This window comes from Streptococcus sp. HPH0090 (assembly GCF_000411475.1).
Lineage (GTDB): Bacteria > Bacillota > Bacilli > Lactobacillales > Streptococcaceae > Streptococcus.
This window is the reverse complement of record NZ_KE150464.1, coordinates 349,483-361,792: the sequence shown is the minus strand read 5'-3', so window position 1 is coordinate 361,792 and position 12,310 is coordinate 349,483. Positions and strand designations below refer to the sequence as shown.

15 protein-coding genes and 2 pseudogenes are annotated in these 12,310 nt (G+C 36.4%); 4 read left to right on the top strand and 13 right to left on the bottom strand.

From position 1 onward, the window contains the following. Positions 1-146: 146 nt before the first annotated feature. From rpmA to HMPREF1481_RS03775, 4 genes are all read right to left on the bottom strand, one after another. The gene (gene rpmA / locus HMPREF1481_RS03790; protein ID WP_006154204.1) at positions 147-440 is read right to left on the bottom strand and encodes a 50S ribosomal protein L27; all 294 of its coding nucleotides are present in this window, start codon (positions 438-440) and stop codon (positions 147-149) included. Positions 441-456: 16 nt separating this feature from the next. After that, positions 457-801, bottom strand: coding sequence for a ribosomal-processing cysteine protease Prp (locus HMPREF1481_RS03785; RefSeq protein ID WP_000613699.1), 345 nt, complete (start codon positions 799-801; stop codon positions 457-459). Positions 802-816: 15 nt separating this feature from the next. Next, the gene (gene rplU / locus HMPREF1481_RS03780; protein WP_000109141.1) at positions 817-1,131 is read right to left on the bottom strand and encodes a 50S ribosomal protein L21; all 315 of its coding nucleotides are present in this window, start codon (positions 1,129-1,131) and stop codon (positions 817-819) included. Between the two features lie 269 nt (positions 1,132-1,400). Then, positions 1,401-2,096, bottom strand: a complete 696-nt coding sequence (locus HMPREF1481_RS03775; RefSeq protein WP_016465744.1) for a YoaK family protein — start codon at positions 2,094-2,096, stop codon at positions 1,401-1,403. A 146-nt stretch (positions 2,097-2,242) separates the two neighbouring features. Here HMPREF1481_RS03775 and HMPREF1481_RS03770 point away from each other — a divergent pair, with 146 nt between their 5' ends. Both HMPREF1481_RS03770 and HMPREF1481_RS03765 read left to right on the top strand, forming a co-directional pair. Further along, positions 2,243-3,220, top strand: coding sequence for a Gfo/Idh/MocA family protein (locus HMPREF1481_RS03770; RefSeq protein ID WP_016465743.1), 978 nt, complete (start codon positions 2,243-2,245; stop codon positions 3,218-3,220). Continuing rightward, the gene (locus HMPREF1481_RS03765) at positions 3,217-4,299 is read left to right on the top strand and encodes a DEAD/DEAH box helicase (protein ID WP_016465742.1); all 1,083 of its coding nucleotides are present in this window, start codon (positions 3,217-3,219) and stop codon (positions 4,297-4,299) included. The genes HMPREF1481_RS03770 and HMPREF1481_RS03765 overlap by 4 nt, the downstream gene beginning before the upstream one ends. A gap of 179 nt (positions 4,300-4,478) precedes the next feature. On the opposite strand, the gene HMPREF1481_RS03760 is transcribed toward HMPREF1481_RS03765, so the two are convergent. Beyond that, positions 4,479-4,856, bottom strand: coding sequence for a DUF1934 domain-containing protein (locus HMPREF1481_RS03760; RefSeq protein ID WP_016465741.1), 378 nt, complete (start codon positions 4,854-4,856; stop codon positions 4,479-4,481). 72 nt (positions 4,857-4,928) lie between these two features. Between HMPREF1481_RS03760 and HMPREF1481_RS03755 the strand changes: the two genes are divergently transcribed. Next, a complete protein-coding gene (locus HMPREF1481_RS03755) occupies positions 4,929-6,233 on the top strand; it encodes an HD domain-containing protein (RefSeq protein ID WP_016465740.1) in 1,305 nt (434 codons plus the stop codon). Between the two features lie 12 nt (positions 6,234-6,245). Further along, complete coding sequence (yidA, locus tag HMPREF1481_RS03750; protein WP_016465739.1) at positions 6,246-7,052, top strand: sugar-phosphatase; 807 nt, start codon at positions 6,246-6,248, stop codon at positions 7,050-7,052. Between the two features lie 74 nt (positions 7,053-7,126). Here yidA and HMPREF1481_RS03745 read toward each other — a convergent pair whose 3' ends face one another. From HMPREF1481_RS03745 to HMPREF1481_RS03710, 8 genes and pseudogenes are all read right to left on the bottom strand, one after another. Beyond that, positions 7,127-7,600, bottom strand: coding sequence for a hypothetical protein (locus HMPREF1481_RS03745; protein ID WP_016465738.1), 474 nt, complete (start codon positions 7,598-7,600; stop codon positions 7,127-7,129). Between the two features lie 49 nt (positions 7,601-7,649). Further along, positions 7,650-8,522 carry a hypothetical protein gene (locus tag HMPREF1481_RS03740; RefSeq protein WP_016465737.1) on the bottom strand — a complete coding sequence of 291 codons (873 nt, stop codon included), beginning with the start codon at positions 8,520-8,522 and terminating at the stop codon, positions 7,650-7,652. 78 nt (positions 8,523-8,600) lie between these two features. Next, complete coding sequence (locus HMPREF1481_RS03735) at positions 8,601-9,272, bottom strand: hypothetical protein (RefSeq protein ID WP_016465736.1); 672 nt, start codon at positions 9,270-9,272, stop codon at positions 8,601-8,603. 70 nt (positions 9,273-9,342) lie between these two features. Beyond that, a pseudogene (locus HMPREF1481_RS10505) lies at positions 9,343-10,010 on the bottom strand (hypothetical protein). A gap of 220 nt (positions 10,011-10,230) precedes the next feature. Then, positions 10,231-10,890, bottom strand: a complete 660-nt coding sequence (locus HMPREF1481_RS03725; protein WP_016465734.1) for a DUF6572 domain-containing protein — start codon at positions 10,888-10,890, stop codon at positions 10,231-10,233. A 32-nt stretch (positions 10,891-10,922) separates the two neighbouring features. Beyond that, positions 10,923-11,357 (bottom strand): annotated as a pseudogene (locus HMPREF1481_RS10995) (hypothetical protein). Positions 11,358-11,426: 69 nt separating this feature from the next. Further along, positions 11,427-11,678, bottom strand: a complete 252-nt coding sequence (locus tag HMPREF1481_RS10495) for a hypothetical protein (protein ID WP_016465731.1) — start codon at positions 11,676-11,678, stop codon at positions 11,427-11,429. 40 nt (positions 11,679-11,718) lie between these two features. Then, positions 11,719-12,273 (bottom strand): NAD glycohydrolase inhibitor, encoded by a 555-nt coding sequence (locus HMPREF1481_RS03710; protein ID WP_016465730.1) that lies wholly within the window; start codon positions 12,271-12,273, stop codon positions 11,719-11,721. Positions 12,274-12,310 lie beyond the last annotated feature (37 nt).

Here is a 12,310-nt window from a genome sequence, read left to right as displayed (position 1 = left end):
TTATTATCTATCATAATAAATCAAATAAGTTCCTTAAGATTTTATTGATTCAGAATAGTTTTTGAAGTAAACTTAAAAAATAACTGATACTAATATTGTACAAGAAAAAAAGCTTTCCAAAAATCTTGGAAAGCCTTATTTAATGTTTATTTTGCGATTGGGTAAACAGAAACCTGTTTCTTATCGCGACCTTTACGTTCGAAACGTACTACGCCTTCAACTTTAGCGAACAAAGTATCGTCTCCACCACGTCCAACGTTTACACCTGGATAGATGTGTGTACCACGTTGACGGTAAAGGATTGATCCACCTGAAACAGTTTGTCCGTCAGCTGCTTTAGCTCCAAGACGTTTAGCTTGTGAATCACGTCCGTTTGATGTAGAACCTCCACCTTTTTTGTGGGCGAAAAGTTGCAAGTTGTTAAGAGTCATTTTTAACATAATGTTTTCCTCCGTGTTAGTTTTCTGTGATAACTCTGGTTTGGACGAACTCAGAAGAGTTCTCCGATAAGTTTGCCATACCTAAGAAAAATGATTCAAAAAATAATTGTGTCATTTCTCTCTGGTGAGAAGGAAGATCTTTTGGAATTTCAACCATCAGATAGCCACCTTCATCTTCGTTTAATTCTAAGATTGGTTCATAGCCTGCAAATTTCTCAATGGAATTGATAAAGTTTATGGCAAGCGTAGAAACCGATGCACACACGACATCTAGGCCGTATTCGCCACTCTCGGCGTGTCCAGTAATCTCCGCACTCCTCAGCTCGCCATCTTCGGCTCTCTCAAAGACTGCTTGTATCATGTGTTCTCCTTAAAATTAAGCGTTGATTGCGTTGATGACAACTTTAGTGTATGGTTGACGATGACCTTGTTTACGGTGGCTACCTTTTTTAGGTTTGTACTTGTAAGTAACAACTTTCTTTTGTTTTCCTTGTTTTTCAACAGTTCCAACTACAGTAGCTCCAGCAACAAGTGGAGTTCCGACAACAGTGTTTTCACCACCAACAAGAACAACTTCGTTAAAAGTAACTTCTTGACCAGCTTCAACGTTCAATTTTTCAACGTAAACTGCTTGACCAACTTCAACTTTAACTTGTTTTCCGCCAGTTTTGATAATTGCGTATGTGCTCATTATGCACCTCCTATGATTTTTTGGGGTTTCCCCGAATTTTTGTGAAGACTCGCCTAGCATCGTGGGACGAACCACTTAAAAGAAGAGCTCTTAGTATAACAAAGAATAAACTAGGAATTGAGCCGAAGACATAACTTGTGTTAGGCAAGGCGATAATGACAAAGTTTAAATTTGTTATACGACGAGCAACGATGTTCGTGCGGTTGCACAGGACTGTGCATAGTCAACTCTACAAGTATAGCATGATTCCAAATTTTTGACAAGTATTTTCACTCAAAATTCAGCCTTTTATTAGACTTTTTTCGCAAAGAAGATAAAACCATACTTAGATAAAAAATACTCATCATGATAGGGACACCTAATATCGTTTTTTCGTTGAAGATAATCGTTAAGTAAGCTGAAAATACTACTCCTAGAATGAAACTAACAAGTAGGCTCACAAAAATCAATCCTTCCATCAAAAAGGCTGTATGCTTGGTCCGGACGTATTCGCCAAAAGCCAACATGGTGCGTTTGATATTTCCCGTCATAAAGGCATTATTATAGGCAATTCCAGAAACCTCTCCAAAAGCTGTTGTAACGAGACCCATACAAAAAGCCAGAGGAGGAATAATAAACATGTTATCAACACTCAATGGAACAAAGCCGATTATCAATGATAAAATAGCTAATGGAACAAGTGATAGAATGGTTTTTTTAACAATGCGAAGTTTTTCCTTGTAAATCGTAAGCAAAAAAACGCCTAACATGAAAGATAAAAGTGTCAATATCTTTATTTCAGCATCAGCCAAATTTCTCTGAACGATTCCGACTGATAGAAATACCACATTCCCCGTTTGCCCAGCGACTAAGGTATTCCCTCTTACAATAAACGTATAGGCATCGACATAACCTGCACAAAAAGTCAAAAAAAGCGCCAATCTTTTTGAATGACGAGAAATTTTTCTCATAGGTAATAATCTCATACTAATCTCCTAAATATACTGTAACTATTGTACCATTTTTTCTAGAAATTTCGAAGTATCAAAGCAAAAGAATTATCTCAAGCTAACGAGTTGGCTCTTTCTATGATATAATGAAATCAATCATTACTTGTGGAAAAGGAGTAACTATGCTAAAACTTGGTATCATAGGAACTAGTTCAATCAGCCATCATTTTCTAGAGGCTGCCCATACTAGCGGGAAATTTCAACTGGCTACAGTCTATTCTAGAAAAATAGAAACCGCAAAAAAGTTTGTTGAACAGTATCAAGGCGTTAAGCTATTTGATCAGCTAAATGATTTCTTTAATGATTCATTCGATGTGGTATACATTGCTAGTCCGAATTCCCTGCATTTTAGTCAGGCAAAGATGGCTTTATCTGCTGGAAAACATGTTATCCTTGAAAAACCAGCGGTGACTCAACCACAAGAATGGCAGGAATTAGTTCAAACGGCTAAAGATAATAAATGTTTTATCTTTGAAGCAGCAAGAAACTACCACGAAGATGCTTTTGCCACAATCAAAGACTTTCTTGCGAACAAACAAATTCTTGGTGCAGACTTTAACTACGCTAAATATTCTTCTAAGATGCCTAACCTTCTTGTTGGCGATACTCCTAATGTTTTCTCAGACCGTTTTGCAGGTGGTGCACTTATGGATCTTGGTATTTATCCAATCTACGCTGCTGTTCGCTTATTTGGAAAACCGACTCATGCAACCTATCAAGCTCAGAAACTAGATAATAGCATTGATTTAAATGGGGATGGTATTCTCTCATATCCTGACTATCAAGTGCATATCAAAGCAGGAAAGAATATCACTTCTAATCTTCCTTGTGAGATTTATACTACTGATGGAACCTTGACACTTAATACAATCGAGCATGTCCAATCAGCTATTTTTAAAGATCATCAATGTAATGAAACACATCTAGCTATCCAGCAGGCTCCTCACAACATGACTGAGGAAGTTGCTGCTTTTGCAAACATGATCAAGCAAGCAGACCTGACTCTCTACCAATCTTGGATTGATGATGCGACACACGTCCACAACCTACTTTACACCATGCGCCAGAATGCTGGCATTAGATTTGAGGCAGAAAAATGAAAACCAAACTACCTACCGAATGGCTTGAACTCCTTGACCAACTCGGTTTCCAAGAATTCACCCCCATTCAAACTCAACTTTTTGAACCTATAACAGAAGGTGAAAACCTACTTGGAGTCAGTCCTACTGGAACAGGAAAGACTTTAGCCTATCTCCTACCTAGTCTTCTCAAACTGCAAAAGAAAAAAGCCCAACAATTATTGATTTTAGCACCTAATACTGAGCTTGCTGGACAAATTTTTGAAGTCACTAAAACCTGGGGTGAGGCCATCGGATTAACAGCTCAGCTATTTCTATCCGGTTCTAGCCAAAAACGCCAAATTGAACGACTTAAAAAAGGACCAGAAATCCTGATTGGAACTCCTGGTCGTATCTTTGAACTGATTAAGTTGAAAAAAATCAAGATGATGAACGTGGAAACAATCATTCTTGATGAATTCGACCAGCTCCTTGATGATTCTCAAATTCATTTTGTCGAGAAAATTACCAACTATGCACCTCGTGACCATCAACTTATTTACATGAGTGCCACTACCAAATTTGACCAAGATAAGATTGCACCTAACACGCGCGTCATTGATCTATCAGACCAAAAGTTAGACAATATTCAACACTTCTACATGCAAGTAGACCAACGTCACAGAGTAGATATGCTTCGTAAACTGGCACAGGTTGAAGATTTCCGTGGTCTTGTCTTCTTTAATAGCTTGTCAGACCTTGGAAGCGCGGAGGAAAAATTACAATATCGTGATGTTTTAGCAGTTTCGCTAGCTAGCGATGTCAACGTCAAATTTAGAAAAGTTATTCTAGAAAAATTCAAAGATAATCAACTGACACTACTTCTTGCCACAGACCTTCTCGCTCGTGGTATCGACATTGATAGCTTGGAATGCGTGATTAACTTTGATGTCCCTAGAGACACGGAAACTTACACTCACCGTGCAGGTCGTACAGGACGTATGGGTAAAGAAGGCTATGTCATCACTCTTGTGACACATCCAGAAGAACTTAAAAAACTGAAGAAATTTGCAAGTGTACGTGAAATCGTCTTGAAAAATCAGGAACTGTATATCAAATGAGAGTGGGGCAGAAATCGGTAATTCGTTAGAATTCGATTTCGTCGTCCCACCTCCGCACAGTTGAGTAGGGCTGTAAAAGCTGATGAAATCAGCGTAGTAGAGCCCACTCAACCACTGCGTCTTGCTCGACAATCCAAAGACAATTTAGAGGCTAGGACTTTTGTCCCAGCCTCTTTTTCTTATCCCCAAGTAATTTCTAAACGGTAGTTGGCAAATGGAACTCCTTCTTTGTTTTGTAGTTGGTAGGCTAGTTCAATCTTCTCTTCACCAACATCGTAGTGGCTTGTTTGGATGATAAACTCCTGCAGTCCCATAGGTGTTGGAATATAGGCTAAACTATCAGTATCCTTGAGAAAACGCATGATGGTCTTGGGATTTGAGAAACGTGTCATGACCAGTTCCTCCCCATTAAATTTCAAAACTACTTTTTCTTGGTCTTCATTGTAAAAAAGGAGATAGGAAAAATCGCCCTTTTCACGTAATTCAACATCATAAAGTTGATCGATTACTTCCAATTGTTCATCGAACTTGATGGTATTTCTCATTCTAATCTTCACAACTATTCCTCTTTCTTCTCACTTATCCCTACTATTTTACCAAAAAGCCTCGGAATTTGCTATAATGGTCTTATGAATGAAAAAGTATTTCGTGACCCAGTTCACAACTATATCCACGTTAACAATCAAGTCATTTACGACTTGATCAATACAAAAGAATTTCAACGGCTCCGTCGTATCAAACAGTTAGGGACATCTAGCTATACCTTCCATGGCGGAGAGCATAGTCGTTTTTCACACTGTTTGGGCGTCTATGAAATTGCTCGTCAAATCACTGAAATTTTCGAAGAAAAATACCCTGAAGAATGGGATTCCAATGAGTCTCTCTTGACCATGACTGCAGCACTTCTCCACGACCTTGGACATGGTGCCTACTCTCATACTTTTGAAAATCTCTTTGATACTGACCATGAGGCAATTACTCAGGAAATAATCCAAAACCCTGAAACAGAGATTCACCAGGTTCTTTTGCAGGTTGCTCCTGACTTTCCTAAAAAGGTTGCTAGCGTTATCGACCACACTTATCCCAACAAACAGGTCGTTCAACTGATTTCAAGTCAGATTGATGCGGACCGCATGGACTATCTCCTGCGCGACTCCTACTTCACCGGTGCTTTTTATGGCCAGTTCGATCTGACTCGTATTCTTCGTGTCATTCGCCCTGTTGAAAATGGAATCGCCTTTCAGCGTAATGGAATGCACGCTATCGAGGATTATGTCCTCAGCCGTTACCAGATGTATATGCAGGTTTATTTCCACCCAGCTACACGGGCCATGGAAGTTCTTCTACAAAATCTTTTGAAACGTGCCAAAGAGCTCTATCCTGAAAATAAAGACTTCTTTGCCCTAACATCACCACATCTACTGCCATTTTTTGAGAAAAACGTTAGCTTGTCTGACTATCTAGCACTTGACGACGGGGTTATGAATACCTATTTCCAACTCTGGATGACTAGTACAGACAAGATTCTAGCCGACCTTTCCCAACGTTTTATCAATCGTAAGGTCTTTAAATCTATTACTTTTTCTCAGAAAGATCAAGACCAGCTTGAAATCATGCGAAATTTCGTAGAAGAAATTGGGTTTGACCCCAACTACTACACTGCTATCCACAAGAATTTTGACCTTCCTTACGATATTTATCGACCAGAGTCTGAAAATCCAAGAACTCAAATCGAGATTGTCCAAAAGAATGGCGAGCTGGCAGAACTTTCTAGCCTATCTCCTATCGTCCAATCTCTTGCAGGAAGCCGTCATGGTGACAACCGCTTCTACTTCCCTAAAGAAATGCTTAAGCAAAACAGTATTTTCACAAATATCATTCAACAATTTTCTCATTTGATTGAGAATGATCATTTCACTCCAGACAAGAAATAACAGAGGAAATTTATGAGTATAAAACTAATCGCCGTCGATATTGATGGTACCCTGGTTAATAGCAAAAAAGAAATTACTCCAGAAGTTTTTGCAGCTATCCAAGATGCCAAAGCAGCTGGAGTCAAGGTTGTCATTGCAACAGGACGCCCCATCGCTGGTGTTGCCAAACTTCTTGACGACTTGCAGTTGAGAGATGAAGGTGACTATGTTGTGACCTTCAACGGTGCTCTTGTCCAAGAAACCGCTAATGGCCATGAGATTATCAGCGAATCCTTGACTTACGAGGACTATCTGGATATGGAATTTCTCAGCCGTAAACTGGGAGTCCATATGCATGCTATTACCAAAGACGGCATTTACACTGCCAATCGCAATATCGGAAAATACACCGTACACGAGTCAAACCTCGTCAGCATGCCAATTTTTTACCGTACACCTGAAGAGATGGCTGATAAAGAAATCGTCAAATGTATGTTTATCGACGAACCAGAGATTCTCGATGCTGCTATTGAAAAGATTCCAGCAGAATTTTACGAGCGCTACTCTATCAACAAATCTGCTCCATTTTATCTAGAACTCCTTAAAAAGGATGTAGACAAGGGTTCAGCCATTACGCACCTAGCTGAGAAACTTGGACTAAGTAAGGATGAAACCATGGCGATCGGTGATGAAGAAAATGACCGTGCCATGCTAGCAGTCGTTGGAAACCCCGTTGTTATGGAAAACGGAAACCCAGAACTCAAAAAAATCGCCAAATACATCACCAAAACAAATGATGAATCCGGCGTTGCCCATGCTATTCGTACTTGGGTCTTGTAAACTGAATAGAATATAATAAAAGCACCCCAGAAGTTAGAGAAAAAGTCTAACTCCTGGGGTATTTTCATTACAGATTACTCTTCTGATTCCCTTTTTATTTTTGGAATTTTTTTATTATCCAGTTTAGGAATGCCCTTGTTCTCAATCTTGGGAAGGTTCTTTAGTTCATCGGCAGTAGGGACCTTCTGGTATACCTTAGCAGGCCTATAGAGTAGAGCGAACGAAAAGCACAAGGCAACAACGCTCCCAACAGTTGCTATGTTTCGTTTACTCGCTTCTGTCGAAGGGACCCTAACTCCGCTTGTACTAAGGTCCTTCCATTCAGGATGCTCTGCTTCAATCGCTTTTTTCTCTTCCCAAAGTGGAACGAGTAAAAAATGGTTAAATGGCACAACTGTAGCAATGGCTGTCGCGCCTAGCGGGATAAATCTATTGAGATTTATGATAAGCAAAATACTTAGGATAGAAAATAATACGAATAGAACTAATACTAAGACTAAGCGAATTTTATATTCTTTTTTTAGTTGCAAATATTCTTCTTGGGTCATTTAAAAAATTTCATCTTTCTCTTATATTTTGAACAGTTGAACGCAACTTTTAGTATAAATCTTTGATAAACTCCACAACTTGACGATTCTCAATCTTTACATAATATCCACCGCTATTATTGACAAGTTTATCCCCTTCATATTTATCAATCTTTACAGCATAAAGACCGCTTGGTAAGGGTTGATTGCTGAAAAATTCTTTCATTTGCGATTCAAGGTCTTCAAGATAGGCATTATACAACTGATCTTTCTTGTCTTCTGGAGTGTAGTATCGAAATTGAAATTCTGGTATAAAAATATCTTTTTGGAAAAGATATTGAGCATCCATAGGATACATCCCTTGTAATGCTTGTCCATTTCTTTGATTTTCCTCTAATATTTTATCATAAAGATACATGTTGCCAGATTTACTATTAAATTGAAAATCAATCCCTTCGTACTTCAAAGCAGTCATTTTAGGATCTGTTATTGAAGTATCCAAATTTTTTAAAAATTCGCTGGTGCCTGGACTAATCTCAATTCCTAGATAGGCTAATTCTGGAAAAGCCTGATAAATTTTTTTGTTTTGTTCATAATCTACTTCTGCATCCGTCTTTTTATACTTTTTGTTTTCCGAAGGACGAGTATAGTATTCAAAGCGAGAATTAGCCTGATAGGTTTTACCATCTATATTTTCAGTGTAAGTACCATGGATTACAAATCCTCCTACACTTGTATAGTTTTTTTCATATTCTTCTAACTCAAACTGTCCTGTAAGACCGTAGTTCTCATAAGAGCGATGCACTGCTTGCTCAAGTTCATTCCGACTTGCATGGGCAAATAGCCCCCACATATCCATCATTGCAATAATAGGACTAAGTATTATGAACATTACAAATAGTATAACTATGGATAAACAGCCAATTAATAAACCTTTTTTCATGTTTCTATCCCTAACTAGCATTTGTATTGCTTACCTTTTAACCCGACGATTGCTCTTTTCGATTTCGTTCATAAACTATCATCCCTTTTGTTTAAATATTGTTAAATCCAACTGAACTGTCTTATCTTTCGAATTCATCTGAATTGTAATACCATAGATTGTTCCACTAGAGTAATCTAATATTATTCGACAGGTCGTATCCTCTGGCATATCGTACTTATTTTTAAGATATTTATAGAGGTCAGAATGATTTTCTGGTTCATAGATGATATCGCTCAATTCAGTTTCAGCACTCTTAAAGGTTTCTTTTATATTCAAGGAAGCGAAATAATCTCTTTGTACTACCAAATTAAGAATCTCTTCATCAAATAAAGGATTTATCTCTGACTCATAATTTAGTTTACCATTAGAGTATGTAACTGGAACTGTTTCTTTACTGTCACCACGTGTTATTGTATAATCACCCTTAATGCCTGATTCAGTAATATCTAAATCAATATTATAATCCTTTACTGGATATCCATCTTTTATATAAATATCACAAATATAAGCCTTTAGTCCCGTAAAGTCCTTCTTATCTTGCTCTAAAAATTTAAATATGGGCTCAAACGTTTTTTCGAATTCGTACTGTTTTTTTGTTCTATTTTTGGGGATTGTTTCACCACCCAAACTACATCCATTCAGTGCAAAAAGTGTCAAAAATATTAACGTTACACTAATAAGCCAAAATAAGTGTTTATGATTTTTCATGTAAAAATTTCTCCAATATTGAAATTAGTGCTATTTTTAGCTTACAATCTTTTTGATCGGATTCAAAAAATTACTTTCCTTTCACTAGATAAATTGCAGCACTAATTTGAACCAATTTTTCTTCTGATTCTAAACTTAGTAGTATATCGTATCTGTCATAATACGCATATCCAAGACTAACTGAAAGTTTTGTGTCAGATGGAAGATTATACTTTTCCACTATTTTTTTATAAAACTCTGATTGATTTTTGGCTCGTAGACAATATCACTCAATTCAGTTTCTGCGCTCTTAAAAGTCTTTTTCACATCTAAGGAAGCGAAATAATCTCTTGAAACCACTAAATTAAGAATTTCTTCATCAAATAAAGGATCTATCTCTGACTCATAATTTAACTTACCATTAGAATAAGTAACAGGAACTGTCTCTTTAGTGTCACCACGTGTTATTATGTAATCTCCTTTAATATCAGCTTGATTAATATCTAAGTCCACTTCGTACTTTTTGACTTTAGCTTGATTTTTTATATAAACATCACTAGTGTATGACTTTAGTCCAGTAAACTCCTTCTTGTCTTGTTCTAAAAATTTAAACATGGGTTCAAACGTTTTTTCGAATTCGTACTGCTTCTTTGTCCTGTTTTTGGGAATGGTTTCTCCACCCAAACTACATCCATTTAGTGCAAAAAGTGTCAAAAATATTAGCATTACACTAATAAGCCAAAATAAGTGTTTTTTCATTTCTTTCTCCTAAACATTCTACGCCTATTATACCACACCATGGATATCTTATGAATGGTTCAAAATTTGGTCAAAGAAAAAACACTGGTTATCCAGTGTTTTTGTGACTAGTTTCGCTCCCTGCAGGAATATAAAATATGTTTAGGAAACCTATTCTAAGGGCTTTTCTATCTAACTTGGTCAATTTTTGGTCAAAAATTTCGCTAACTTTTTATTCAACTCACTCCGTCAATTCCACCTTCAAGCTCATATCAGTCGGTTGTAACACTTTCTGAACCGCAGCGAGAAAGGCTAGTCCATTATCAGATGGAGAATACTGGAATGTGATATGGATGACTTTTTTATCAAAGTTATCACCATATCGATCCACATACTGCTTGCTTTCGAGGAAGTAAATATAATTGTTGATTTTTTCCTGCAGAATTTCCAGATGGACTGCTTCTATCTCTTCCTCCCAGCCAATTGGATCCACCAGAAGAAGCTCTAAATGACTATCAACTATACCAATTGCGTCAAGTTCGCTAGGTTTCAATTTTGAAACGATAGCTTGAGTGACAATTTGAGTAAACTCTTCAGAAGAAAATATTTTTTTGTTATCAGATAAATCATTAAAAATTAGGTCAGGATTATTTCGTATAAAAATTTTGTCTGACTCTTCCTGTGTATATTGCTTTTTAGATTTCCAAAAACCATAATCTGCATAATTCATCAACTCTTTACCAGTATGTTCTCCCGACATATAACTATCTACAGCTTCTTTGGGGATTTCTTGAACTACTTCTGGCATGGTAATATTAAAAGTTGGATAACGCAAGAAATACTTATCACCATCTTGACAAATTTCCAACATATCTTTTTTGCTTAAATAGATTACTTTCATTAAAATCACCTTTGTTATTTGAAACCTATTTACTAATCACTTATAGGCCAGTGCCCTGTTTCAGCATAAATCATGACTTCATATGCTCCCCTAGAAGATTCAAATGCTTTATCCATCAGTTCTTTAGTAATAGGATAGCGAACTTCTGGACCCATGGCTCCGCCAATTTCTTTAAAGAAGCTAATTTCGTAATAGCCGTCTGTCACATATACAATAAATCCATTGCCTCTATGTACAATCGTATCCGATTGATTATAATCTTCTAACTCATTTTTCTTTGGCCAATGATGATGTTCACAATAAAACATTACTTCTAAAGAATCTTTGTCTGATTTTTAAACACGTTCTGCTAATTCCTGGCTAATGGGAAAATTAAGCACTTCTTTCCCTCTACTCCACAGAATCTGATAATCATTATTATTCTTTAATATCGTACAATTTTTGTATTGTTGAATTTCTGTTGTCATACAACACCTTTTACATTGTTTTATTATTTCTAATCATTCTATTTCTGAAACGTCTAACTATATATGAGATTATTTTATCCAAAATGTTGATTTTATCAAACGAAAAAGTCGCTCTATTGCATCATTTTCATTTATAAATTTATCTCTAATCCAAATATCTTGGCGCTCATTAATCTCATACACCATATATTGTTTAGAGTTCTCATCGTAATAGTAGCCCAAAGTAAATTGTCCTTCAAATCGTTCATTAAGCGCAATATGAAATATCCCTATCTTATCCCTTTGTTTATTAATGAAATCTACTAATTCTTGTTTTGTCATTTAAAATTCTCCACAACTCTCACATTCACTATGGTGTTTGCTATAGTTCTACTACTTTAGGTGGATTGTAGTATTTTTCCTTGAATTCCTTAAGAATCTTCTCTACCTTTTCCACCTCATAATACTTGAAAGAAGGAATTGATTTAATATTTCCAATTAATCGAGCATAATATCCACTAGTTTTTAACTCGTTAGGAAGTTTTTCTATTGTATCAAGTATAAGAGGAACTAATTTTCTTGTATCAATTTCAAAAGGAAGAGGCTTATATTCCGCCAGTATAAAATCTTGAAGCAATAAATATTCTGTAACTTGCCATATTTTCTTTTCATCAATACTTAAAGAGAACTCTTTTAATATCTCAAATGTCCTTCTCTCTATATCTTTATCACCTTCTACATATAGAGGGAATAAACAATATTCCATCAACACCTGAATATCAGTGTATTCTGTTATCATTGAGTTGCGTTGTTGAAAACGATACCTAATATCCTCTCCAAGAAATGCTTCTGCTTCTCTTCTTTCCTTCATCACCTCTAGATAATGTTTGACAAAATATTTATAATTCTCTTTATTTTTTAATTTATATGTCTGCATTTATTTACTCCATTGATTTATTCTAAAAATCCCTTCA

Coding starts and splice junctions, on each gene's coding strand:
- rpmA (WP_006154204.1), bottom strand. CDS start 440: ATGTTAAAAATGACTCTTAACAACTTGCAACTTTTCGCCCACAAAAAA.
- HMPREF1481_RS03785 (WP_000613699.1), bottom strand. CDS start 801: ATGATACAAGCAGTCTTTGAGAGAGCCGAAGATGGCGAGCTGAGGAGT.
- rplU (WP_000109141.1), bottom strand. CDS start 1,131: ATGAGCACATACGCAATTATCAAAACTGGCGGAAAACAAGTTAAAGTT.
- HMPREF1481_RS03775 (WP_016465744.1), bottom strand. CDS start 2,096: ATGAGATTATTACCTATGAGAAAAATTTCTCGTCATTCAAAAAGATTG.
- HMPREF1481_RS03770 (WP_016465743.1), top strand. CDS start 2,243: ATGCTAAAACTTGGTATCATAGGAACTAGTTCAATCAGCCATCATTTT.
- HMPREF1481_RS03765 (WP_016465742.1), top strand. CDS start 3,217: ATGAAAACCAAACTACCTACCGAATGGCTTGAACTCCTTGACCAACTC.
- HMPREF1481_RS03755 (WP_016465740.1), top strand. CDS start 4,929: ATGAATGAAAAAGTATTTCGTGACCCAGTTCACAACTATATCCACGTT.
- yidA (WP_016465739.1), top strand. CDS start 6,246: ATGAGTATAAAACTAATCGCCGTCGATATTGATGGTACCCTGGTTAAT.
- HMPREF1481_RS03745 (WP_016465738.1), bottom strand. CDS start 7,600: ATGACCCAAGAAGAATATTTGCAACTAAAAAAAGAATATAAAATTCGC.
- HMPREF1481_RS03740 (WP_016465737.1), bottom strand. CDS start 8,522: ATGAAAAAAGGTTTATTAATTGGCTGTTTATCCATAGTTATACTATTT.
- HMPREF1481_RS03735 (WP_016465736.1), bottom strand. CDS start 9,272: ATGAAAAATCATAAACACTTATTTTGGCTTATTAGTGTAACGTTAATA.
- HMPREF1481_RS03725 (WP_016465734.1), bottom strand. CDS start 10,890: ATGAAAGTAATCTATTTAAGCAAAAAAGATATGTTGGAAATTTGTCAA.
- HMPREF1481_RS10495 (WP_016465731.1), bottom strand. CDS start 11,678: ATGACAAAACAAGAATTAGTAGATTTCATTAATAAACAAAGGGATAAG.
- HMPREF1481_RS03710 (WP_016465730.1), bottom strand. CDS start 12,273: ATGCAGACATATAAATTAAAAAATAAAGAGAATTATAAATATTTTGTC.